The sequence below is a fragment of the Luteimonas sp. TWI662 genome (genome assembly GCF_039673825.1).
Taxonomy (GTDB): Bacteria; Pseudomonadota; Gammaproteobacteria; order Xanthomonadales; family Xanthomonadaceae; genus Luteimonas.
Genome location: NZ_JBDJMI010000024.1, coordinates 28,229 through 52,543 on the forward strand (window position 1 = coordinate 28,229; position 24,315 = coordinate 52,543).

Here is a 24,315-nt window from a genome sequence, read left to right on the forward strand (position 1 = left end):
AGATCGAGGACGATACGCCTGTCCCAACAAGCGCCTCAGCCCAGCTGTTCCGAGCCCACGACGTGCAGACCTGGTGAGGCGTCGACCGCGGCGTTCAACAGCGCAGCGGCGATCCGCGGCGCCGGGTTGATGCGCCAGCGTGGCGGCAGCAGCGGACCGAGTGCGCCGAGCACGACGCCGGCACCCCGCTCGCCCAAACGTAACTCGTCGCGCGCCCCACCGATCAGCCCAGGCCGCACGAAGGTCAGCGAGTCGAAACCGACTGCGGCGAGGTCGCGTTCCAGTTCGCCCTTGACCCGGTTGTAGAACACCCGCGATGCCGCGTCCGCACCCAGCGCCGAATTCAGTGCGAATGCACGCGCACCGTGCGCCTGCACGCGGCGTGCGATGTCGAGCGGATAGTCATGATCCACGCGGCGGAACGCAGCCTGTGAACCGGCCGCACGGATCGTCGTGCCGAGCGTGCAGATCACCGCATCGACATGCCACCAGGGCGCATCGTCGGGCAGGCGATCGAAGTCCACCTGCGGCGACTGCAGTTTCCGGTGCGCGGGCACGTTACGCCGCACCGGCGCGATTACCGCCGCCACGCGCGGATCAGCCAAGGCTTGCGTCAGCACGTGGCGACCCACCAGGCCCGTCGCACCGACCAGCAACAAACGCAGGCCCGCGCTCATGGCGCCTGCGCCCGCTGCCGCGCCGCGTCGGTCTCGCGCACCGGCGGTTGGCCGAACATCCGCGCGTACTCCCGCGTGAACTGCGGCACGCTCGCATAGCCCACGCCGTACGCGGCGATGCCTGCGGGAATGCCATCGACCAGCATCCGGCGTCGCGCTTCGATCAGCCGCAGCCGCTTCTGGAACTGCAACGGCGTGAGCGAGGTCGCCGCGCGAAAATGCGCATGGAACGCCGACACGCTCATATCGGACATCGCCGCCAGTTGCTCTACCGGCAACGGCCGGTCGTAGCCGGCGCGCAGGGCCGCGACCGCACGCGCCACCCGCTGTGCGCTGCCGCTGGGCCATGCCAGCCGCCGGATCGCCGGCCCATGCCGCCCGGCCAGCAACCAGTAATGCATCTCGCGCACATACTGGGCCTGCAGCACCGGCAGCGCCGACGGCCGTGCGAGCAGCCGCATCAACTGCAGCGCCGCCTCGGCGAGCTCGGCGTCGGTCGGCTCCACGCCGATCGGCGCGGCAACCAGGTCCGGTGCGGCGTCCATGTCGGCGACCAGATCGGCCACGATCGCCGGATCGATCTCCATCACCAGCGAGCAGTACGGCGCCGCGGCGCTGGCCTGCACGATCCGGCTCTGGGTCGGCAGATCGGCCGCGATCACCAGCGTGTCGCCGGCGGCGAACGCGAACGTGCGCGTCCCCATCGTCACCTCCTTGGCGCCCTGCAGCACCAGGCAGGCCAGCGGACGCTGCATGTCGTGGGCCAGCCCGCTCGGCGCGAGCGCGTGCACCGCCGCCAAGCCGGGGATCGGGGTCGCGGCGATGCCGCCGCCCGGCGCATGGGTGTGCGCGTGGTGGCGAACCAGATCGAGCAATTCGGTCATGGCACAAGCCTACGCCTCTCGGGCCCGGGACGGACCGCCGACTGGAGGATCAGGCAAGCATCGCCGAGCTTCCGGCAACCGCCGTGATCGACGCGGCGCGATAGTGAGTTCCCCGCCACGCACCCCAGGATCTCCCATGACCCGCATCACTCTGATCACCGGCGCCAGCCGCGGCCTCGGCCGCAACACCGCCCTCGCCGTCGCCCGTGCCGGTGGCGACGTCGTGCTGACCTATCGCAGCGGCGAAGCCGAGGCCCAGGCCGTCGTCGCCGAAATCGAGGCGCTCGGCCGCAAGGCCCGCGCCTTCCCGCTCGAGGTCGGCGACGCCGCCAGCTTCCCGGCCTTCGCGGACGTCCTGCGCACCGCGCTGCGCGAGACCTGGCAGCGCGAGACCGTCGACCACCTGGTCAACAATGCCGGCCACGGCGACACCGCGCCGTTCGGCGAGACCACTCAGGCGCAGTTCGACCGCCTCGTCGACGTGCACTTCAAGGGCGCGTTCTTTCTGACCCAGACGCTGCTGCCGCTGATCGCCGACGGCGGCCGGATCGTCAATCTGTCCAGTGGCCTGACCCGCTTCGCCTTTCCCGGCTACGCCGCCTACGCGGCGGCCAAGGGCGCGGTCGAAGTGCTGAGCCGCTACCTGGCCAAGGAACTGGGCCCACGCGGTATCGCCGTCAACACCGTGGCGCCCGGCGCCATCGAGACCGATTTCGGCGGCGGCCTCGTGCGCGACAACCCGCAGGTCAACGAGCAGCTCGCCGGCATCACCGCGCTCGGCCGCGTCGGCGTGCCCGACGACATCGGCCCGATGATCGCCAGCCTGCTCGGCGACGCCAACCGCTGGGTCACCGGCCAGCGCATCGAGGTCTCGGGCGGTCAGGCGCTCTGACCTCGGACGGGGGGGCACCGAGCGTGCTCCCCGTCATCGCGCCGCCGCACCGCACGCACGCATGGCAAGCTGCGCATCGCCGGGTGCCATCAGCACCGCGAGGACGCGCAATGCGCGTTTGCTCTTGGCTTGCTCCCCTGCTCGCGCTGGCGCTCCTCCTGCCCCGTGCCGCATCGGCCGACAATGCCGACGCCCAGGCACTCCGCGCGCAACTGGACACCAACCGGCAGCGCTACGGCATCGCCGACCAGGCCGTGCTGGTGGCGCGCAACGGCCAGGTGCTGTTCCGCGGCGCGGATGGCGAGGCCGACATCACCCCCCACGCCCCGGTCACCGAGGCCAGCGAGTTTCCCGTCTACTCGCTGGCCAAGCTGTTCGCCAGCACGCTGGCAATGCAGCGTATCGAGCAGGGCGCACTGGACCTGGACGGCCCGATCGGTGCCACCCTGCCCGGCCTGCCGGCACACTGGCAGCGCATCCGCCTGCGCGACCTCCTGGACCACACCTCCGGCCTGCCCGAGTATTTCGAGGCACCGCAGGACGGCACCCCGGCTGCGCTTCCGGCGGATGCACGCGCCGTCTTCGCCGCCCTCGCGCAGACCCCGCTCCAGTTCGCGCCGGGCACCCGGACGCGCTACACGCAGACCAACTACCTCGTCCTGGCGGCGCTGCTCGCCGCAGACGCCGGCAAGCCCTACCCGCAACTCGTCGAAGACCGCATCCTGCGCCCACTGCGACTGCGCCACACCTGGCTCGGGCCGCCAGGTCGCGGCACCCGGGTCCGGGTGCGCGTGCTATTCGCGGGCAGCCTCGACGGCGACGTCGACACGGTCGTCTACCTGACCAACGGCAGCGCACGCAACGTCTGGTCGCGCACGCTGCTGGACAGCATCCTGGCCGCGATGACCCCCAAACGCTTCCCGGCCGAAGCCCTGGCCGAGACGTTACGCAGCCTCGCTCTCGACACGGGTCAAGACGACGACCTGCGCGCACGCGCGCGCGCGATCCGCGCAGCCAGCCCGCTCGACGACATCGCGTTCGAGCGCACCGTCAATGCCACCGGCTATGCCGTCCGCGAGAACTTCGGTGTCGACCCCGCACTGCGCGTGTTCGCACTGAACGCCGACCTGTTCCCGATGTCGGCCAATGCCTGGGACAGCCTCGCCGAGGCGTACGCGGCCAAGGGCGACGACGCGCAAGCCAACGCGCTGTATGAGAAGGCGCGTCGGCTGGCGCGCGAGGCGGCACGGGGCGGGGCGAGCAGTGACGCCAGGTGGTAGGGCTTCGGAACATCCCGAAGAACACCCGGTATCTCGACCCTGCTACAACACCGCCCGCACCAGCGCCATCCCCGCGAACAATCCACCGATCGACAGCACGACCGACGCCAGCACATAGGCGACCGCCAGACCCAACTGCCCGCGCTCATAAAGCAGCGCTGCCTCCAGCGAGAACGCCGAGAACGTCGTGAAACCGCCCAGCACGCCGGTCATCAGGAACAACCGCAGCGACGGCGACAGGCCACTGCGCGCAGCGAACCACCCCACGACCACCCCCATCAGCAGCGAGCCGACGACGTTGATGCACAGCGTGCCGTAGGGGAACGTCGTGCCGGCGCGCAGCGCCAGCAGGTTGACGCCGTGACGCAATGCCGCGCCGAGGCCGCCGCCAAGGAACAACAGCAGGAACGGGATCATTGCGCCTCTCCTGGACCACCGACTGACGGCAACAGTCTGCTGTGAGCGGGTGCCTGCCGCGCCTCGATCAACGGCCATGCGAGAAAGACATCGCTGCCGCGCCCCGGTGCTGGGCGACATCCTGCATGCCCGCCATGCGCGACCGCGATCGTTCGCACGACCGCCAGTCCGAGTCCCGACCCGCCGCCTGCGCGCGATCGCGATGGATCGCCACGCCGGAATGCGTCGAACACGTGCTGCCGCAGCGCCTTCGGCACCCCGGGGCCGGTATCCACGACGCCGACGCAGGTCTCGCCGCCAACGACGCGGGCATACAGCAGCAGCGGGCCGGGCGTCGCATGCTTGAGTGCGTTGTCCAGCAGCGCAGTGAGCGCCTGACGGATGCGTGCCGCATCGCAGGTCACCCGCGGCGGCACGCTGGTCTCGACGCGCAACTCGAAGCCGGCCGCGGCGAGGGGGTCGGAGAACGACTCGGCGACGCCCTGCAACTCCAAGGCGAGATCGACCGCCACCAGCTCGATCTCGAAGTGCCCACTGTCCTGCAGGCTCAGCACACGCAGATCCTCGACCAGCCGCGACAGACTCTCGGCCTGCTTGAGCAGGCCCGCGAATACGGCCGGCTCGGGCGCGAACACCCCATCGACCAGGCCTTGCAGGCGTCCGCGCAGGATCGTGACCGGCGTGCGCAGTTCGTGCGCGACCGCGGCATTCCAGAACGTCTGCTCCTGCACGGCGGCCTGTAACCGCTCGGCCAGCGCATTGACGTCCTGCGCCAGCTGCGCCGTCTCCCCGGTCGCGTGTGCACCGAGCGCGACCCGGGCGTGGAGGTTGCCCCGCGCAATATCGCGCAGGCCGTGGGCCGCTGCGTTCAAGGGGTTGAGAATGCGCCGCGAGAGCCGGATCGCGACCCAGACCGAAATGACCACGGCCGCGACCACGGTCATCACGATCCAGGCCAGCTCGGCACCGGACGGAACCCAGCTCTGCGAGAGCATCGTCGGCGCATAGGCCGACGCCCAAGCGTAGAAGGCATAGGACCCGGCAATGGACAGCACCATCAACCCGAGCGACATCACCGCCAGCGATACCGCGATCTGGGACCGCAGCCCCGAAGCGCGTGTCATGCGGACCGGCCGGCGCGATAGCCGACGCCGCGTACGCTCTCCGGCACGCCGCCCAGGCCCGCGTCCTCGAGCTTGCGCCGCAGCTTGCTGACATGACTGTCCACGGTCCGTTCCAGCGTATCGCCTTCCGGCAGGCACGCAGCCAGCAGTTCGGCGCGGCTGCAGACCCGTTCGGGCGTCCGCACCAGATGCGCGAGCAGCCTGAACTCGGTCAGGGTGAGATCGATGGCACGCGGGCCATCGTCGAGGTGCAACGTGACCGCATGGCGATCCGCATCGATCTCGATCGGACCCCACCGCAACGTCGGCGCGCCGTCCGCCATCGGCACCCGAGTCCGCCGCAGCACCGCCTCCACCCGCGCGACCACCTCGGCCGGATTGAACGGCTTGACCACGTAGTCGTCCGCACCGATCCGAAGCCCGGTAAGCTTGTCCACGTCCTGGTCCATCGCGGTGAGCATGATCACCGGCGTCGTGCCCCGGTGGCGGATCTCCCGGAGCACCTGCCAGCCATCGATCACCGGCATCTGCACATCGAGCAGCACGAGGTCGGGCCGGTGGGTCCGATGCTTGGCCAGCGCATCGGCGCCGTCGACGGCGCGCACGCTGCGCAGGCCGCTCCGCCGCAGATAGGCGGCCAGGATCTCGCCGATGTCCGGCTCGTCCTCGGCGATCAGCACGAGGGATTCGGCCAGGGTGCACGAATCGCGGGAGGGCATCGGGTTTCCAGGGACTGAACGGAGCGCGGCCTCCATCTTATCTCCACACAGTTCGCACTCAATCCCGACGCCCGCCGACTAGACTTCGCAATCTCGAGCGGCCGACCGTCCCGGCCCGACGCGCAGGAGTTCGCGGTCCATGTTCCCTTTCCGATGCCTTCGATGCGTCGTCCCGCTCGCCGTGTCGGTCGTGTTGCTCGCAGCCTGCGGCGGCCAGCCCGGCACGGACGGCGCTTCGGCGCCCCCCAGCGTCACCGTCGAGACTCTGGTCCCGGCCCCGGTGGTGGTCAGCGCCGATTTTCCCGGCCGGGTCGCCGCGCTGCGAACCGCCGAGATCCGACCGCAGGTCGGTGGCATCGTGCAGCGCCGCCTGTTCGAGCAGGGCGCGGAAGTCGAAGCCGGCACGCCCCTGTTCCAGATCGCGCCCGCATCGCTGCAAGCGGACGTCGAGACCGCGCGCGCCGCCCTGCGCCGCGCGCAGGCGGAAGCCCGTCGCACCCGGATCCACAGCGAACGCCTGGCGGTCCTGGCGCGCGACCAGGTGGTCAGCCGGCAGATGTACGACGATGTCGTCGCGCAGCGCGACCAGGCCCAGGCCGACGTCGCGCAGGCGCAAGCGAGTCTGGCACGCCGGCTCGTGGACCTCGGCTTTTCCCGGGTCAGCGCCCCTATTCCGGGCCGTGTCGACCAGGCCCTGGTCTCCGAAGGCGCCTTGGTGACCGCAGGCGACAGTACGCCGATGGCCACGATCCAGCAGATCGACCGGGTCTACGTGGATGTCCGCCAGCCTGCAGGACGCGGCGCAGCGATTCGCCAGCGCATGGATGCACGCGACGCCGCCGACGTCGAGGTACTGCTGGATGGACAGCCGACCGGCCTGCGCGGCCGGATGCTGTTCTCGGGCACCCGCGTGGACGCCGGCACGGGCGATGTCCTGTTGCGCATCGAGGTCGAGAACCCCGCGCGCACGCTGCTGCCCGGCATGTATGTGCAGGCTCGGGTGATCGAGGCACGGTATCCCACCGCACTTAGCGTGCCCGAGGAGGCGGTCGTACGCGCCGGCGAAGAACCGCGGGTGTGGATTCTCGATGCCTCCGACCGCGCCCACCTTCAGCCCGTGACGCTCGGTGAACGCATCGAGGGCCGTTACCGGATCGTCACCGGGCTGAAGGCGGGACAGCGGCTCGTCGTCAAAGGCATGGAGCGCCTGCAAGAGGGGGCCGCCGCCCAGGCCCGGATCGGCTCGAATGCAGCCGGCAACGCGGCCGGCCCTGCCGCCGGCCACGACTGAGGACGCCACATGTCCCAATTCTTCATCCACCGCCCGGTCTTCGCCTGGGTCATTGCCCTGTTCATCGTGCTGGGGGGCCTGCTGGCGATTCCGAAGCTGCCGATCGCCCGCTACCCGTCCGTCGCCCCACCGTCCGTCAGCATCTACGCAAGCTACCCGGGCGCGACCCCGCAGACGCTGGACGACTCGGTCGTCGGCCCGATCGAGCGCGAACTGTCGGGCGTCAAGCATCTGCTCTACTTCGAATCGTCGGTGGACACCAGCGGTACCGCACAGATCACCGCGACCTTCAAGCCGGGGACCGACGCGGAGATGGCGCAGGTCGATGTGCAAAACAGGCTCAAGTCCGTGGAGCCCAGGCTGCCGCAGGCCGTGCGCCAGTCAGGCGTACAGGTCGAATCGGCGGCCTCGGGTTTCCTGATGATGGTCGGCCTGACCTCGCCCGATGGCCGCTTCGACGAGATCGCCCTGAACGACTATCTGGCACGCAACATCGTGCAGGAGTTGCGCCGGATCGACGGCGTGGGCCGCGTCCAGTTGTTCGGTGCCGAGCAGGCCATGCGCGTCTGGGTGGACCCGGCAAAGCTCACCGCATTCGGCCTGACCATGGCCGACCTGGCACGCGCGATCGAACAGCAGAACGCGCAGATCGCGCCGGGCCGGATCGGCGACGAGCCCGCACCCGCGAGTCAGCGGCTCACGGTGCCGCTGACCGTGCAGGGCCAGCTGACCAGCGCCGATGCGTTCTCGGCCATCGTGCTGCGCGCCAGTGCCGACGGTGCCAAGGTCGTCCTGGGCGACGTCGCCCGCGTCGAACTGGGCGCGCAGTCCTACGCGTTCGCCAACCGCGAGAACGGCCTGACGGCCACCAGTGCGGCCGTCCAGCTTGCGCCGGGCGCGAATGCGGTCCGCACTGCTGCGGCCATCCACGCGCGCATGGCCGAACTCGCACCCGGCATGCCGGCCGGGATGGCGTACTCCATTCCATTCGACACAGCGCCCTTCGTCAGGATCTCCATCGAGAAGGTCATGTACACGTTGCTCGAGGCGATGGGGCTGGTGTTCGTGGTGATGTATCTGTTCCTGCAGAACGTCCGCTACACGCTGATCCCGGCGATCGTGGCCCCGATCGCGCTGCTGGGAACGTTCACCGTGATGCTGCTGGCGGGCTTTTCGATCAACACGCTCACCATGTTCGGCATGGTGCTGGCGATCGGCATCATCGTCGACGATGCCATCGTCGTGGTCGAGAACGTCGAGCGGCTGATGGCGAGCGAAGGCCTGTCACCGCGGGAAGCGACCTCGAAGGCCATGAAGGAGATCACCGGTGCCGTGGTGGGCATCACCCTGGTGCTGATCGCCGTCTTCATCCCGATGGCGTTCGGCGCCGGGTCGGTGGGCGTGATCTACCAGCAGTTCACGCTCTCGATGGCGGTCTCGATCGCATTCTCGGCGTTCCTGGCACTGACATTGACGCCGGCGCTGTGCGCAACGCTGCTGCGTCCGCTCCCGGCAGGCCACCATGCCCGTGGCGGCGTCTTCGGGGCCTTCAATCGCGGCTTCGAGCGCATGTCGGCCGGCTATGCCGGCAAGGTCGCCGGGCTGGTGAAGCGCAGCGGCCGCGTCATGCTCGTGTTCGCGGCCATCTGCGTCGTCCTGGTGCTGGGCTTGCGTCACGTGCCGTCCTCCTTCCTGCCCGAGGAGGACCAGGGCTACTTCATGACCTCGATCCAGTTACCCACCGGTGCGACGATGGCGCGGACGCTGGAGGTCGTAAAGGCCTTCGAAGCGCATGTCGCCACGCGCCCCGCGATCAAGAGCAATCTCGTCGTTCAGGGGTTCAGCTTCGCAGGCTCAGGACCCAATGCCGCCATGGCGTTCACCATGCTCAAGGACTGGTCCTCCCGCGGCAATGCGACCGCAGCCGACGAAGCAGCCAGGGCGCAGGAGGCCATGGCCGCGACCAGCGAGGGCACGGTCATGAGCCTGATGCCGCCGTCGATCGAGGAACTCGGCACCTCGTCAGGCTTCACGATGCTGCTGCAGGACCGCGGCGGGCGCGGCCAGGCCGCCCTGCTCGACGCGCAGGCCCAACTGCTCAAGCTCGCTGCCGACAACCGCGTGGTCGCCGATGTCTACGCCGACGGCCTTCCGCCCGGCGACAGCATCGCGTTGACCATCGACCGGACGAAGGCCGAAGCGCTGGGCCTGTCGTTCGACAGTGTCAGCAACACCCTGTCTGCCGCCATGGGCTCGCTGTACGTCAACGACTTTCCCAATCGCGGCAGGATGCAGCAGGTGATCCTGCAGGCGGACGCCGCAGCGCGCCTGCACCTGGAAGACGTGCTGGGCCTGCGCGTGCGCAACGCCTCGGGCGGCATGGTGCCGCTACGCGAAGTGGTCGCGGCGCAATGGACGACCGCACCGCAGCAGATGATGCGGTTCCAGGGCTTCCCGGCCGTCCGCATCGCCGGCCGGCCTGCGACTGGCGCATCGAGCGGCACAGCCATGGCGGAAATGGAGCGCCTCGTCGGCCAACTGCCGCAGGGCTACGCCGCGGCCTGGAGCGGGCAATCGCTGCAGGAGCGTCAGGCCGCGGCGCAGGCACCGTTGCTGATGCTGCTGTCCGCGCTGGTGGTGTTCCTGGTGCTGGCCGCACTCTATGAAAGCTGGACGATTCCGCTCTCGGTGATGCTGGTCGTGCCGCTGGGATTGCTGGGTGCGGTCGCGGCGGTGATGCTGCGCGGGATGCCCAACGACGTGTTCTTCAAGGTCGGGATGATCACGATCATCGGACTGTCTGCCAAGAATGCGATCCTGATCGTCGAGTTCGCCCGCCAGTTGCATGCCCAAGGCCGGTCCCTCGTGGACGCGGCGGTCACGGCAGCGCGCCTGCGTTTCCGCCCCATCCTGATGACCTCGCTCGCGTTCGCACTCGGCGTCGTGCCGCTGATGCTGGCCTCCGGTGCCAGCGCCGAGACCCAGCGCGCCATCGGCACCGGTGTGTTCGGCGGCATGGTCAGCGGCACGGTCCTGGCGGTGTTCTTCGTGCCGGTCTTCTTCGTTGCCGTGCTCGGCGTGCGCGACCGGATCGCGGCCTGGCGTGCGCGCCGGGCCGCGTCTGCGGCGCCGCGGACCTAGCGATTGTCGAGGCGACTTCGCGCCCAGGCGCACCCGCCGGACGAGACGACACCCCACCTCCCCCAATGTCGACACCGCCCTCTCCAGCCCGATGGTGGATCCTCGCAGCGGTGATGCTGGCCTTCCTGCCGGTCGTCATCGACATGACGATCCTGCACATCGCGGTGCCATCGCTGACCCTGGCCCTGCAGGCGTCCGGCAACCAGGTGCTGTGGATCATCGACATCTACCCACTGGTCATGGCGGGTCTCCTGGTGCCCATGGGCACGCTCGCCGACCGCGTCGGTGACCGTCGCCTGCTCCTCGCCGGCCTGACCGTGTTCGGGTTCGCATCGCTGGCTGCGGCCTGCTCGACCCGTGCGTCGATGCTGATCGCTGCGCGCGTACTGCTCGCGATCGGCGGCGCGATGATCCTGCCCTGCGTCCTGGGCGTGATCCGGCGCACGTTCGAGGACGCGCGCGAACGTGCGATGGCCCTGGGCGCATGGGGCACGGCGGGCGCTGCCGGCGCCGCCCTCGGCCCGCTCGTCGGCGGTGCCCTACTGGAGCACTTCTGGTGGGGCTCGGTGTTCCTGATCAACGTGCCGGTGATGCTCGTCGTGGTGCCTGTGGTCTGGCGGCTACTGCCACCGGCGCGACCCACGCGGGGCGCAGCGCCCTGGCCGATCGGACAGGCTCTCGTCCTGGTCGCGGGCGTGATCGCCGTCGTCTACGGCCTCAAGACCGGTGCGGCAGGCGGCCAGTCCTGGTGGATCGCCGCGGCGGCGATCGGCCTGGGCTGCGCGCTGCTGTGGCTGTTTGCACGCATCCAGATGCGGGCGTCCTCGCCCATGCTCGATCTGGCCCTGTTCGCCCATCCGACGATCCTCGCGGGCATTCTCATGGCCATGGTCGCGAGCGGCGCACTGGCCGGCGTGGAGCTCACGATCGCGCAGGAACTCCAATACGTCCTCGCGAAGCGTCCGCTGCAGGCGGGTCTGTTCATGGTTCCGATCATGGCCGCCGCTGCCGTCGGCGGGCCGGTCGCCGGCTGGCTGTCCAATGCACTCGGCCTGCGCCGCGTCGCCGCCTGTGCACTGGCCGTCTCCGCCCTCGCCCTGCTGGGCATTGCGAACGTCGACCTCGACCGCGCAGGTCTCCTGGTGCCGATGCTGCTGGCCGCGCTCGGCCTGTCGCTGAGCATCGGCCTGACCGCGTCTTCGATCGCGATCATGAACGCGGTGGAGGCGGAGCAAGGCGGGGCCGCGGGCGCGCTCGAAGCGACCGCGTACGAACTGGGCACGGGTCTGGGCATCACCGCATGCGGACTGCTCCTGTCTCACGTATTCGTCCGCCACTTCGAACTGCCCGTTGCACTCGCCGAGACCGCGGACCAGCACGCGGTGGGCTCGATCGGCGACGCTTTCGTACTCGCGCACTCGCTGGCGGCGTCCGCGGATGCCGTCGCCGTCGAGACTGCGGCCCGGAGCGCCTTCACCATCGCCCACGCCGCGCTCCTGACCACCGCCAGTGCCGTGATCGCGGCGCTGGCAGTGGCGGTCTACCTGCTGCTGGGGCGCAGGCGCGACGGGTGACGCCGGGAGCAGAGCCCTGCCGGCGCCGGCTCAGGCCTGGCCGCCGAGGATGTTCACCGTGACCGCGATCACGAACATGTTGAAGAAGAACGCGATCACGCTGTGCAGCAACGCGATGCGGCGCAGGTAGCGACTGGTGATCTGCACGTCGGAAACCTGGAAGGTCATGCCGAGCACCAGCGCGAAGTAGGCGAAGTCCCAGTAATCGGGCGCGGCCTTGCCGGGGAAATCGAGGCCCATGTGCTCCTCGCCGTAGTCGCCATAGAAGCCGTGCGCGTAATGCAGCGCAAACATGACATTCATGAACAGCCACGACAGCACGATGCTGCTGCCAGCGATGCCGATCGCGGCAAGGCCGCCGGAGCGACCGGCGGCGAGTTCGGTGCCCAGCGCCACCATCAGGATCGCGACCAACCCGATCGCGCTCCACAGGATGCCCCAGCGGCCCGCGTCCTGGCGCATGGCGACCTCGCGCATCCGGTCGGGCCCGGCGGTGTCGAACAGTCGCCACGCGGCGCCCAGGAACACCAGTGCGCCGACGTCGAAGCCGAGCAGCAACGCGACCGGCCACCGAGCGCCCGCCACCAGGCAGCCGGCGCACCCCGCCACGAACACGGCCGTCGCCAGGCTCAGCCTCGGCCGCGCGCTGAAGGTCCGGAACGGACGCCAGCCCTTGCGGGGATCGTGGCGCGGCGGCGGACGCGATTGTTTGCTCATGCCTGGCCTCTTGCCGATGGGTCGCGTGGTCGCCCGCACCGCCTCCCGCCCAACGAAGGCATGCGATCGATCACCACAGCGAGCATGCGCGCTCTCGACGAGAAGCGCACGGCCTCGCAGGGACACGCGTCGGCCGGGCAAACCCGGGGGCCACGCGCAACATGGCGGCGATCGCACTGGCAGGCAGAGCCGGCCCCCCCCGGCTGAGGCCAAGGCGTTCCACGCTCCGGTCGCCACCTGGCATCATCGGACCGAAGGCGCCCACTCGGACCGCGCCTTCCTTCGCGAGGTGTCGATGGAAACGATGGAACTCCACCGCGGCCGATTGATCGATCATCTGCAACTGGTGGTGCGCGATCTGGCCGCCAGCCGCCGCTTTTACCAAGCGGTGTTCGACAGCATCGGCATTCCGATCGCCGGCGAAGGCCCCGACTACTTCTGGGCCGACGAACTGTTCGTGTCCACCGCAGACAGCGCGGCGGCCGCCGGACAACTGACCGGTCGCCACCATCTGGCGTTCCAGGCGCGCGATGCCGCGACCGTCGATGCCTTCCACGCCGCCGCCCTCGCGGCCGGCGGCAGCGACAACGGCCCGCCCGGCGAACGCCCCTACCACCCGGGCTATTACGGCGCTTTCGTGCTCGACCCCGATGGCAACAACATCGAAGTGGTCTATCACGGCCCGGCCACCTACAGCGCGGACTCGGTCAAGGTCACGTTCTGAGCCAAACTGCCGCTGGACTGTCGTTTCCTGCATCCACGAACGAACAGCCCGGCCGCCCTGCTACAACGTTCCGAAACCGGCCGGCGCCCGGAAGCCCCCGATCTCTCGTGCGATCAGCCGGGCGACTTCGATCGTGGTTCGATCGCCGTACTCAGGGCCGATGATCTGCAGACCGATCGGCAGCCCATCACGCGACAAGCCGCTCGGAAACGCAGTGCTCGGCAGGTAGGCGGCGGTCGCGAGGCCGACCCAGAAAAAATGCGCGTAGTGCGATGTCGTCACACCATCAACGTCCAAGGTCCGCTCGAGCTTGGGCCGGTGGTCGTGCGCGAAGGCCGTCGTTGCTGAGATCGGGCAGATCACCACATCCCAGTCGTCAAAGAAAGCACGCCACCGTAGGCGGTCTCGGTTCCGCGCTTCATCGTGATCGGACCAAGTGCGGTGATCCAGAGCGCGCGCGCGCGTCAGGACCGCCAGCGCCGAGTCGTCGCTCGCGTCGAGCGCCGCCGCCGCCCGCTGGGTCGCGACATAATGAGCATCGGGCAGATTGACGAGCCCCGTCGACCCCAACAGGCTGAGGTAAGTGTTGTACGCGTCCCTGGGCGAGATTGCGGGACGCGCCCGATCTGAGACCACCGCGCCCGCGCGGGCAAGCGCGGCGCCGACCTCCAGCACGCGATCGGAAATTTCGGAGGACGTGGGAACGGCATCTTCGTTCGCCCAGATCGCGACGCGTAAGCCGCGCAGGGTGCGCGTCTTGGGCGGCGGAAGGGCCAACCGCCAGCCCGGCGACCTGAGTCGATCGGGACCTGCCGCGACATCCAAGGCGAGAGCCAGGTCGTCCGCGCTCCGCGCCATGGGTCCGACGACGTTCAGATCCGGTGCGGAGATCACCCCGGAAGGACTGTGACCCTGCATCGGCACGATGCCATAGGTCGGCTTGTGCCCATACACACCGCAGAAGTGAGACGGACTCCGGATTGACCCGCCGATATCCGAGGCAAACTCCAGGCAAGTCAGGCCGGCCGCGAGCGCGGCGGCCGCGCCGCCAGAAGAGCCGCCCGGCGACCGCGCCGCATCCCAAGGATTGCAGGTCGTACCGTAGATGTCGTTGTAGCTCTGCCAATCCCCAAGCCGCAGCGGGACGTTCGTCTTTCCCATGACATGAGCACCGGCTGCCCTCAGGCGCTCGACGACCATTGCGTCGCTCTGTGCGAGGTGGTCCCGTTGCTCCGGCACACCCCACGTCGTCGGCAACCCAGACACGTCGAAGGTTTCCTTGACCGTCATCGGAAGGCCGTGCAGCGGTCCCAGCCGGTGTCCGCGTGCGAGCGATGCATCGGCTAGCTTCGCTGCCTCCAGCGCGCGCTCGAAGTCCCGCACCACGACAGCATTCAAAGTGCTGTCGAATCGTTCGATGCGCTCGATGTAATGCGCAGTGAGCTCGAGCGAGCTGATTCGCTTTTGTCCAATCAGCTGCGCCAGCGCAGTCGCGGACAGAAATGCCAACGCATCAGATGAGGCGTTCGATGATGGACTCACGTCCGGGCCTGAGTTGCGCTGACTGACTGCATGTCTCGCCTTTCGCCGATCTGCCGCGGAAGTCTGGACGTTTCCGGCAGGAAACGCCACTTCGAGCCAGCGGATGAGGTTGCGCTTTCCGGCGTCGTGCACCACCAGCCAATCAGCGCAAAAATGACCACCCTGCGATTTCCGTCTCTGGCCGCTCACAGATCGCCACATAGCCCCGTTCGATCGCATCGACGATGGCCGGGTCCTCCGCCACATCTGCGAACACCTCGCGCAACGCGAGGAAACGCGCGACGTCTCCAACCTGCCCGGTCGCCGCGCACCCGATCTGTGCCAGGGTGTCGGCCATCGGGTCGATCAGCGCGACGCCGGCTCGGGCCTGCCGGCACACGAAGTGCATCCAGGCGGCGATCGGCAGACACAGGCGATCGATGGGTCGGCCGGCGGCCAGCGCATCGCGGATCGTGCCGAGCAGGCGCACGGGCAGTTTCTGGCTGCCGTCCCAGGCGATCTGCGCCAGACGATGGGCGATGGCCGGATTGCCGAAGCGCTCGAGTATGGCGTCGATGTAGGCGTCCAGATCCATTGCGGCCGGGACGGTCAGCGTGGGCGCGATGTCCTCGCGCATCAGTCTTGCGACGAAAGCGGCCAAGCCCGGATGGCGCATCGCGTCGGCGACGGTCTCGACGTCCAGCAGCAGGCCGAGGTAGGCGAGCGCGCTGTGCGGGCCGTTGAGCAAGCGCAGCTTGGCGCGGTCGAAGCCGGCGATATCGTCGCTGAGGGTCACGCCGACGCGCTCCAGCGGCGGGCGGCCGTTGCAGAAGCGATCCTCCACGACCCATTGCGCGTACGGCTCGCGCTGCACGGGCCAGGCATCGTCCAGGCCCAAGGTGTCGGCGACGCGGACGCGTAACGTGTCATCGGTGGCGGGGGTGATGCTGTCGACCATCGAGCGCGGGAACGCGGCCTCGGCGTCGATCCATCTTGCGAGCGCCGGGTCGATGCGTTCGGCGAACGCGAGCACAGCGCGGCGCAGGCGCACGCCGTTGTCGGCAAGGTTGTCGCAACTGAGCACGGTGTAGGGCGCCAGGCCGGCGGCACGACGACGCGCCAGGCCGGCGACGAGATAGCCAATCGCACTGACCGGCGCATCAGGCGCGGCAAGATCGTGGACGATATCGGGATGGGCGATGTCGAGGCCGTCGCCGGCCAGGCAGTAGCCCTTCTCGGTAACGGTCAGCGTGACCAGGCGGACGGCCGGATCGGCGAGCCGGGCGAGTACGGCCGCGGCTTCGTCGCGGGCGCACAGCACTTCGCGCAATGCGCCGATGACGCGCAGCCGTGGCGTCTGTCCCAGAATCGCGAGCGTGTACAGGCCGTCCTGCGGGCGCAGCGCGTCGCGCACGTCCGGATTGCGCAATGACACCGCGCACACCGCCCAGTCGGGATCGAGCGCCAGCGCATCGTCGAAGTACACCGCTTGGTGCGCACGATGGAAGGCGCCTGCACCCAGATGCACGACGCCGATCCGGGTCGTGGCGCGATCGAAGGCCGGACGCGCGACCGCGGGCGGCAGCGTTGCGAGCAGGGTCTCGGACAGACGAAGGGCGTGCGTCATCGTTCGTCGCGCGCGTACGGGCCCAGGGTGACGCCGACGAAACCGCCGGCATGGTCGGTGCTCAGCAAGGTGGCGTCCGCATCGCGCAGCAGCCATTGCCAGTCGCCGTCGTCGGCGGCCCACGCGAACCCGATGCGTCCCGCGTCGCCGGCCACCTTCAGCCGCAGATCCGCGGCCCGCGCGATGGTGTGCTGCGCGATGATCTGCCCCGGCTGATCGACACCGGTCGCCCGTTCGACGAACACCACGGCGCCATCGTCGGCATCGCGTCGCACACCGAGCAGGTACCAGTGATTGCCGCTCTGGAATGCGGCAAGCCCGCCCACGACGCCCGCGGCCGGCATCGCCAGTGCGGTGCTGGCCTCGAAGCCGAGATGCTGCTGGCGGCGTGCGAGGAACGAAGGATTGTGCAACGTGTCCAGGCCCTCGCGTCCGGGGTGGATCGCAAGCTTCCCGGGGCGGGAGGCGAGGTCGGCCCAGTCGCGCTTGGGCACGCGTACGAACATCCATGCCGGGTCGAGCGCGGGCCCGTCGAATTCGTCGCGCCAGGTGAAGTTGCCGCTCATCGGCGCCTGATCGGCCTGGCGTGACATCCACAATGGCGCGGGCAGTCCATAGGGAATCGGCGTGTCCGGCGGCAGGATCGTCGGCCAGCCGTCGGTCCAGGTCACCGGCAGCAGGAACGTCTCACGCCCAGTGTTGTAGTGGCGCACGTCGTAGTTGCGACTGGCCAGGAACACCGCCCACCAACTGCCGTCCGGTCCCTGGACCAGATCGGCGTGGCCGGCGTTGGTCACCGGCAACGCCCGCTCAGGCGGCAAGTCGCGCTGGGTCAGGATCGGGTTGTCTTCGTACGGCGTGTAGGGTCCCCAGACGTCGCGGCTGCGCAGGATGACCTGCGAATGCTGTGGGCCGGTGCCGCCTTCGGCGTTGTTGAGGTAGTACCAGCCGTCGACCTTGTACAGGTGCGGGCCTTCGATCCAGATCGGGTTGTCTTCGGGTTTCACGCCGCCGTCGATCAGCACCTTGCGCGGGCCGACCGGCGTCAGCGTCGCGATGTCGATCGCCTGCAGCCAGATCGCGCGGTGGCCGTCGTAGCGCACCGGCCCGTCAGGCGCGTCGTTGTTGAGGAGGTAGGCGCGGCCGTCGTCGTCGAAGAACAACGACGGATCGATGCCGCCGATGCCGGGCAGCCAGACCGGGTCCGACCAGGGCCCGGCCGGGTCGGTGGCGGTGACGATGAAGTTGCCGCCGGCATCGACCGCGGTATTGACCACATAGAACGTGCCGTCGTGATACTCGATCGTCGGCGCGAACACGCCACGCGACAGGCCCAGGCCGTCGAAGTCGAGCTGGTCGGGACGATGGATCGCATTGCCGATCTGGGTCCAGTGCACCAGGTCCTCGCTTTCGAAGATCGGGATGCCCGGGAAGTAGGTGAAGGTCGACGCGACCAGGTAGAACTTCCCGTTGGCCGCGACGATGCTCGGGTCGGAATGGAAGCCGGCGAGAATCGGGTTGCGGAAGTGACCCGCCGGCAGCGGCGCCTCGAACGCCCGGTCGCTTCCGCTGTACTCGAACCAGTCGAACAGCACGGGCTCGGGATCGGGCCGGTTCGCGGCGACAACCGGCGCTGCAACGATCGCGACCAGCAGGCCGGCCGCAAGTGCGCGCAGCCAGCTGTGCGGGGAGACGCGTGGGGACGGCCCCGTTGTCGGCGCGCCCATCACCAGTCCCACATCCCGCCGTCTTCCAGGCGCGCGACCGGCAGTTGCTTGGGCGTGTATGGGTACTTCGCGGCCAGCGCCTCGTCGATGTCGACGCCGTGCCCGGGCGTGTCGCCCACGTGCAGCCGGCCGGCGCGGAATGCGTAATCGTGTGGGAACACTGCCAGGATCTCCTCGCCATGGAACATGTATTCCTGGATGCCGAAGTTCGGCACCCAGGTATCGAAATGCAGCGCTGCGCCCATCGTGACCGGCGACAGGTCGGTCGCGCCGTGGAAGCCGGTGCGCACCTGGTGCAGGCCGGCGAAATCGGCGAGCCGGCGGATGTGGGTGATGCCGCCGCCGTGGACGATCGTGGTGCGGATGTAGTCGATCAGCTGCCGCTCGATCAGGTGCTTGCAGTCCCAGATCGAGTTGAACACCTCGCCCACCGCGAGCGGGGTGACCGAATGCTGGCGGATCAGTTCGAACGCGGCCTGGTGCTCGGCCGGGGTCGCGTCCTCGAGCCAGAACAGCCGATAGGGCTCGACATCGCGGGCCAGGCGCGCCGCTTCGATGGGCGAGAGCCGGTGATGCACGTCGTGCAGCAGCTCGACCGTATTGCCGTGGTCGGCGCGCAGTTGTTCGAACAGCCTCGGTGCCGTTTCCAGGTAGCGCGGTGTGTTCCAGACGGTCTCGGCCGGCAGCTCGCTTTCGGCCGGCTCGTAGGGTTTGCCGGCCGTGGAGATGCCGTACGCCTTCTTGACGCCCGGCACGCCGCACTGGGCGCGCACGGCCAGGAACCCGCGCTCGAGATACATGCCGACCTCGTCGCTGGCCTCGGCGATGTCGCGGCCGTTGGCGTGCGCGTAGACCAGCGCGCCTTCGCGCGAGCGGCCGCCAAGCAACTGGTACAGCGGCATGCCGGCCATCTTGCCCAGGATGTCCCACAGCGCGACGTCGACCGCGGCGATCGCGGTCATCGTTACCGGCCCGCGGCGCCAATACGCACCGCGGTACAGGAACTGCCACAGGTCCTCGATGCGGCCCGCGTCGCGGCCGATCAGGTTCGGCACGACGTGGTCCTGCAGGTAGGCGGCGACCGCAAGCTCGCGGCCGTTGAGCGTGGCATCGCCCAGGCCGTAGATGCCTGAGCGGGTGACGATCTTGAGCGTGACGAAATTGCGGCCGGGACAGGTGACGATGACGCGCGCCTCGACGATCTCGCGATCGTGGCGGCTGCTGTGGTGGCTGGGTTCGGTGTGGACGGACATGTGGACGACTCTGGATGCGATGGTGGTGGCGGATGAGGGCATCTCCCGCGCCTGGGTGGCCCCCATCCGCCTTCGGCACCTTCCCCCGCACGCGGGGGAAGGCTCTGGATGTCAACGGATCTCGATCTCGAACGGCCCCGGCGGCTGGCCAGCGCGGTCGAACAGATTGACCAGCGGGTTGTCGGCCCAGGCATAGCGCACGCGGACCGGCGCAGGAACGCCCGGCGCCTGCAGGTGCACGCGGTCGCCATCGAGCGTGGCCTGCGCCCAGCGGCAGCTGCCGGCGCCCGCACCGCACAGTTCGAAGCCGACCGGCCCCGGCGCGCCGTAGGCGACCAGGCCACCATCGACCGCGTCGAACGTCACCACGACCGTGCCGGCCTCGCGCCGGGCGCTGCGCGGCACCGGGCCGCTCGGCGCCAGCGTCTCGCCGTAGACCGCGTGGCGTGCAGCGCGCGCGAGCCGGCGGCCGATCGCCTGCTTGTTGGCCGGGTGGATGTCGTCGGCCTCGCCCAGGTCGATGGTCACCGCGAGCGCCGCATGCGGCTCGGCGGCGACCCGGCGTTGCGCTTCGCGCAGCGTCGCCCAACCGCTCTCGCCTGGCGCCTGGGTCGGCGCGCCGTAGTTGGGCAACTGCACCACCAAGAACGGCAAGATTGGATCGCCGAAGCGCATGCGCCAGTCGTCGCGCAGGTTGCGCAGCAGGCCGGCGTAGGCGCCGGCCTCGCCTGTGTTCGCTTCGCCCTGGTACCAGACCACGCCCCGCAGCGCGGCGCCGGCCAACGGCGCGATCATCCCGTTGTACAGCGTCGACAGGCCCGCCGCGGATTGCCAGGGCGCACGCGGCGGTGCGCCGGTCTCCGGCGGCACGATGCGGTAGCGCCAGCCGGGGTCGAGCGGCACGACCGCGCCGTCGGCCAGCCGCAGCCGGTGCGCGGACGCCGGCCCGGCCAGTCCGCCCTCGCGGTAGGTGTCGAGCACGTTGACGACGATCGTGTTCTCGCCCGCGCGCAGCAGGCCATGCGGCAGCGGGTACTCGCGCGGGGTACCGGCGCCGTAGCTGCTGCCCACCGCGGTGCCGTTGACCCAGGTCAGGTCCATCTCGTCGGCGGGGCCGAGCAGCAGCGTGGCGTCCTGCGCCGCCTGCGCGGCGGTCAGACGCACCGACGTCCGGTACCAGACCATGCCGTCGAACGTCGCCAGTTCGAGCACGCCCCATCGCTCCCACGCGCCGAGCGCGTGCGGGGCTGCGCGCCAGTCGCCGGACACGGTCTCGGTCCAGGGCCGGTCGTCGGCGGACACGCCCGGCGCCTGCAACCACCACGCGGCCCAGCGCTCGCCCCAGCGCGCGGCAGCCTGCATCGGGTCGTCGTGGTAGAGCGCGAGCACGTCGAGGTCTTCGCCCGGATGGCCGCCCGCGCGCAAGGCCTCGCCGCTGGTCCAGGCCTGGACGCGCGAACCGCCCCATGCGGCTTCGATCAGACCCATCGGCACGTCCACGGTCTTGCGCAGTTCGCGGGCGAAGTAGTAACAGGCGGCCGAAAAGTCGCGCACGCTCTCCGGCGTGACCCGTTGCCAGGCGGTGGGCTCGGGGAAGCGCGCCAACGGCACCGGGCTGCTCACCTGCGGTACGGTCAACAGGCGGATTTCGGGCACGTCGGCACTGGCGATCTCGGCGCGGGCATCGAGCGAGCGCCAGACCTGCAGTTCCATGTTCGACTGGCCCGAACACAGCCACACATCGCCGACCAGCAGGTCGCGGACGGTCCGGGTGGTCTCGCCGGCACGCACGGTCAGGGTGTGCGGGCCGCCGGCAGGCAGGGCTGGCAGTTCGGCCTGCCAACGACCGCTCGCGTCGGCGCGTGCCTGCGCGCGGCGGTCGGCAAGCGCCAGGTGGACCACGGTGCCGGCCGGCGCCTCGCCCTGCAGGCGCAAGGGGCGATCGCGCTGGAGAACCGCGCGGTCCTGGATCAGCGGATGCAGCAATGCAGCCTCACCCGTGTCGGCGTGGGCGAGCGGTGCGAGCGCGAGCAGCAGCGCGAGCAGGACATGGGGGCGGGCAAGGCCTCTGCCCCCACCCGGCGCCGGAGGCGCCGACCTCCCCCGCATACGGGGGAGGTGCGCGAAGGCTGGCGTCGACGCGCCTGGATGCAGCTTCAGTGCACGCCCGCGATCCTGTGCGGACTGCGCGAGCGCACGCACGCCGTTCTGTGCGGAAGGCGCGACGGCCCCTGCGCAGCCCGGTGCGGACTGCGCGACCGCACGCCCCCAGTCCTGTGCGGAAGGCGCGACGGCCCTCCCGTGGTGCTGCGCGACATGCTCGACTGCCCTCTCCCAGTGCTGCGCGGCATGCTCGACGGCCCTCCCCCGGTGCTGCGCGGCATGCTCGACGGCCTTCTCCCGGTGCTGCGCGACATGCTCGACTGCCCTCCCCCGCATGCGGGGGAGGGTTGGGTGGGGGCGGCCGTTCATCGGGTGTCTCCCGGTGCGTGCGGAAATTCGAGCGACTGGTAGTCCGCCAGCGGGTGCGTCGGCGGGGCGATGCCGTCGGGAAGCGGACGGCCGGAGATCGACTGGAAGTACGCGATGCTGGCGTCGCGCCACCATTGCGCTTCCTGCGCCTGGATCGCGAGGAACGCGGCGACCTGCGCATGCCGCTCGGCATCGATGCGCCCGTCCAGGCCTGCCCAGGTCTCACGCATGCTGCGTACCGTCGCGACGCCACGGTCGTAGTGGTGCACCAGTTCGTCCCACAACGGACGCCCCGATGCCATCGGGCGGTCCCAGGGGACATGGTGGAACCACAGCAACAGCGACTCGGGCACGCGGTCGGGATCGTCGAACACGTCCGCCACCGGCGGGGCGTACTGCGAGACTGCATCGCTGCCGCGGCGGCTGCGGTCGAAGCCGATGCCCGAGCGGGTGGCGCGGTGGTAGTAGACCGAGGTCCAGTCCGCGCGCGGGCCGCCCTCGACCCACGGGCCGGGGCCGTAATGGTGGCCGCGGCCCATCAGGTGGTGCAGGCCGAGCGCACCGGTGTAGTCGACCACGGCCTCGCGCGAGCCCATCATCATGCCGACGATCGGCGCGACCACCGCCGGGTCGTTGCCGAACGTCATGCGGGTCCATTCCTCGGCGATGTCGCGCGACGAACGCTCCGGGCTCCAGGCCAGCCGCCCGTAGGCGTACCAGTTGGCCTGGTCGAAGTGCGAGCCGCTCCAGTTACGGTCGGTGCCGATGTTGGCCACACCGGCGATGCCGGTCAGCGCGCTTCTGCCAGGCACATCACGGTCCAGCGAGCCGTCGATCACCCGCGCGACGGTCGCGCCCTCCCCCCGCACCTGCGTATCGGCGCGCAGCACCTCCTCGTACAGCGGCCCGAGGTAGGCCAGGTGCGTCGAGAAGCCGAGGTACTCCTTGGTGATCTGGAACTCCATCATCAGCGGGGTCTTCGGCATCGCGCCGAACAGCGGATGGAACGGTTCGCGCGGCTGGAAATCGATCGCGCCGTTCTTGACCTGCACGATCACGTTGTCGCGGAACGCGCCGTCGTGCGGCACGAACTCGGTGTAGGCCTGTTTGTGGCGGTCGTCGGGTTCGTCGTGGGAGTAAACGAACGCCCGCCACATCACGATGCCGCCGTACGGCGCCAGCGCATCGGCCAGCAGGTTGGCGCCGTCGGCATGCGAGCGGCCGTAGTCCTGCGGGCCGGGCTGGCCCTCGGAGTTGGCCTTGACCAGAAAGCCGCCGAAGTCCGGGATCGCCGCATAGATCTCCTCGGCCTTGGCCTGCCACCAGCGCTGGACCGCCGGGTCCAGCGGATCGGCGGTCTGCAGCCCCCCGATCTCGATCGGCGCGCTGAAGCGCGCGGACAGGTACACGCGAATGCCCCAGGGCCGGAAGATGTCCGCCAGCGCGGCGACCTTCTCCAGGTACATCGGCGTCAGCACGTCGGCGTTGGCGTTGACGTTGTTGAGCACGGTGCCATTGATGCCGATCGAGGCGTTGGCGCGGGCGTAGTCGGTGTAGCGCGGGTCGCGCCAACCGGGCAGCCGGTGCCAGTCCCAGATCGACTGGCCGGCGTAGCCGCGCTCGACGTGGCGGTCGAGGTCGTCCCAGTGGTTGAGCACCCGGCGCTCGATCCGCGGCGCCTCGCGCAGGTCGAGGTTGGCGATCGGCTGGCCGGTCTGCAGCAGCCCCAGGAACGCGAATGCGCCATAGAGCGCGCCGACGTCGGTGTTGGCGGCGACGACGGTCGCCGGATGCCCGTCCACGCGCGTCGAACGGATCAGGTAGCCCGCCTGGCCGAGGTCGCCCAGGTCCAGCGCCAGCCGGGCGATCGCCGGCAGCGACTGCGGCGTTCCCACCAGCAACGCGCCGGTGCGGTCGATGCGGCCGGCCAGGGTAGGCGCCCGCCCCTGCAGCCCCCGTAGGCCGCGCAGCAGTTCATCACGGGTCGCGCGCTGGGTCGGCGTCGCATCGGGGGTCGTCAGCTGCGAGACCCGCGGCGCCTCGGGTCCGCGCCCGGCCCCTGCCTCGGCGTAGCGCAGCCACAGCGCATACCCGTCCTCGGCCTGCGCCGGCACCGGGCCGACCAGCGCGGCCAGCGCCAGCACCGCCGCCGGCCACGCCGGCCGGATCCAGTCGCGGAACCAGATAGTTAGCGGTAACATCCCCAACATCCCATCACCTCCCCTTGGACGGCTTCACTCCAGTTCCCTTAGCCTTGCGGACGGGGCCTGCACAC

Annotated in this window: 18 protein-coding genes; 6 read left to right on the forward strand and 12 right to left on the reverse strand. The window is 69.8% G+C overall.

Going from position 1 to position 24,315, the window contains the following annotated elements; genetic code table 11:
* Positions 1 to 35: 35 nt before the first annotated feature.
* Together ABE488_RS14685 and ABE488_RS14690 are read right to left on the reverse strand one after the other, a co-directional pair.
* Entirely contained in the window at positions 36 to 677 is a 642-nt protein-coding gene (locus tag ABE488_RS14685; protein WP_346449116.1) for an NAD-dependent dehydratase, read from the reverse strand.
* Entirely contained in the window at positions 674 to 1,561 is an 888-nt protein-coding gene (locus tag ABE488_RS14690) for an AraC family transcriptional regulator (protein WP_346449118.1), read from the reverse strand. Before ABE488_RS14690 ends, ABE488_RS14685 begins: the two co-directional genes overlap by 4 nt.
* Before the next feature lie 136 nt (positions 1,562 to 1,697).
* Here ABE488_RS14690 and ABE488_RS14695 point away from each other — a divergent pair, with 136 nt between their 5' ends.
* Positions 1,698 to 2,453 carry an SDR family oxidoreductase gene (locus ABE488_RS14695; protein ID WP_346449119.1) on the forward strand — a complete coding sequence of 252 codons (756 nt, stop codon included), beginning with the start codon at positions 1,698 to 1,700 and terminating at the stop codon, positions 2,451 to 2,453.
* Between the two features lie 110 nt (positions 2,454 to 2,563).
* Positions 2,564 to 3,733: a serine hydrolase domain-containing protein gene (locus ABE488_RS14700; protein ID WP_346449121.1), complete on the forward strand. Its 1,170-nt coding sequence runs from the start codon at positions 2,564 to 2,566 to the stop codon at positions 3,731 to 3,733.
* 42 nt (positions 3,734 to 3,775) lie between these two features.
* Here the strand turns inward: ABE488_RS14700 and crcB are convergent, their stop codons facing one another.
* From crcB to ABE488_RS14715, 3 genes are read right to left on the reverse strand one after another with little or no spacing between them, the layout of a single operon-like run.
* Positions 3,776 to 4,150 carry a fluoride efflux transporter CrcB gene (gene crcB, locus ABE488_RS14705; RefSeq protein WP_346449122.1) on the reverse strand — a complete coding sequence of 125 codons (375 nt, stop codon included), beginning with the start codon at positions 4,148 to 4,150 and terminating at the stop codon, positions 3,776 to 3,778.
* On the reverse strand, positions 4,147 to 5,274 hold the full coding sequence (locus ABE488_RS14710; protein ID WP_346443791.1) for an ATP-binding protein: 1,128 nt from the start codon (positions 5,272 to 5,274) through the stop codon (positions 4,147 to 4,149). The genes crcB and ABE488_RS14710 overlap by 4 nt, the downstream gene beginning before the upstream one ends.
* Positions 5,271 to 5,993: a response regulator gene (locus ABE488_RS14715; protein ID WP_346443830.1), complete on the reverse strand. Its 723-nt coding sequence runs from the start codon at positions 5,991 to 5,993 to the stop codon at positions 5,271 to 5,273. The genes ABE488_RS14710 and ABE488_RS14715 overlap by 4 nt, the downstream gene beginning before the upstream one ends.
* A gap of 181 nt (positions 5,994 to 6,174) precedes the next feature.
* Here ABE488_RS14715 and ABE488_RS14720 point away from each other — a divergent pair, with 181 nt between their 5' ends.
* The 3 genes from ABE488_RS14720 to ABE488_RS14730 all read left to right on the forward strand — a co-directional run bounded on the left by ABE488_RS14720 (position 6,175) and on the right by ABE488_RS14730 (position 11,999).
* A complete protein-coding gene (locus ABE488_RS14720; protein ID WP_346449124.1) occupies positions 6,175 to 7,284 on the forward strand; it encodes an efflux RND transporter periplasmic adaptor subunit in 1,110 nt (369 codons plus the stop codon).
* 9 nt (positions 7,285 to 7,293) lie between these two features.
* A complete protein-coding gene (locus ABE488_RS14725; RefSeq protein ID WP_346449126.1) occupies positions 7,294 to 10,425 on the forward strand; it encodes a multidrug efflux RND transporter permease subunit in 3,132 nt (1,043 codons plus the stop codon).
* A gap of 113 nt (positions 10,426 to 10,538) precedes the next feature.
* On the forward strand, positions 10,539 to 11,999 hold the full coding sequence (locus ABE488_RS14730; protein ID WP_346449144.1) for an MFS transporter: 1,461 nt from the start codon (positions 10,539 to 10,541) through the stop codon (positions 11,997 to 11,999).
* A gap of 30 nt (positions 12,000 to 12,029) precedes the next feature.
* Here the strand turns inward: ABE488_RS14730 and ABE488_RS14735 are convergent, their stop codons facing one another.
* Entirely contained in the window at positions 12,030 to 12,716 is a 687-nt protein-coding gene (locus tag ABE488_RS14735; RefSeq protein ID WP_346443795.1) for a DUF1345 domain-containing protein, read from the reverse strand.
* A 295-nt stretch (positions 12,717 to 13,011) separates the two neighbouring features.
* Between ABE488_RS14735 and ABE488_RS14740 the strand changes: the two genes are divergently transcribed.
* The gene (locus tag ABE488_RS14740; RefSeq protein WP_346443833.1) at positions 13,012 to 13,440 is read left to right on the forward strand and encodes a VOC family protein; all 429 of its coding nucleotides are present in this window, start codon (positions 13,012 to 13,014) and stop codon (positions 13,438 to 13,440) included.
* 60 nt (positions 13,441 to 13,500) lie between these two features.
* On the opposite strand, the gene ABE488_RS14745 is transcribed toward ABE488_RS14740, so the two are convergent.
* From ABE488_RS14745 to ABE488_RS14770, 6 genes are all read right to left on the reverse strand, one after another.
* Complete coding sequence (locus ABE488_RS14745) at positions 13,501 to 15,117, reverse strand: amidase (RefSeq protein WP_346449127.1); 1,617 nt, start codon at positions 15,115 to 15,117, stop codon at positions 13,501 to 13,503.
* 7 nt (positions 15,118 to 15,124) lie between these two features.
* The gene (locus ABE488_RS14750; protein ID WP_346449129.1) at positions 15,125 to 16,588 is read right to left on the reverse strand and encodes a mannitol dehydrogenase family protein; all 1,464 of its coding nucleotides are present in this window, start codon (positions 16,586 to 16,588) and stop codon (positions 15,125 to 15,127) included.
* Positions 16,585 to 18,264, reverse strand: coding sequence for a glycoside hydrolase family 43 protein (locus ABE488_RS14755; RefSeq protein WP_346449146.1), 1,680 nt, complete (start codon positions 18,262 to 18,264; stop codon positions 16,585 to 16,587). Before ABE488_RS14755 ends, ABE488_RS14750 begins: the two co-directional genes overlap by 4 nt.
* A gap of 50 nt (positions 18,265 to 18,314) precedes the next feature.
* Positions 18,315 to 19,568, reverse strand: a complete 1,254-nt coding sequence (gene manD, locus ABE488_RS14760; protein WP_346443799.1) for a D-mannonate dehydratase ManD — start codon at positions 19,566 to 19,568, stop codon at positions 18,315 to 18,317.
* A 111-nt stretch (positions 19,569 to 19,679) separates the two neighbouring features.
* Positions 19,680 to 21,677, reverse strand: a complete 1,998-nt coding sequence (locus ABE488_RS14765) for a sialate O-acetylesterase (RefSeq protein WP_346449131.1) — start codon at positions 21,675 to 21,677, stop codon at positions 19,680 to 19,682.
* 359 nt (positions 21,678 to 22,036) lie between these two features.
* The gene (locus ABE488_RS14770; protein WP_346449132.1) at positions 22,037 to 24,241 is read right to left on the reverse strand and encodes an alpha-glucuronidase family glycosyl hydrolase; all 2,205 of its coding nucleotides are present in this window, start codon (positions 24,239 to 24,241) and stop codon (positions 22,037 to 22,039) included.
* Positions 24,242 to 24,315 lie beyond the last annotated feature (74 nt).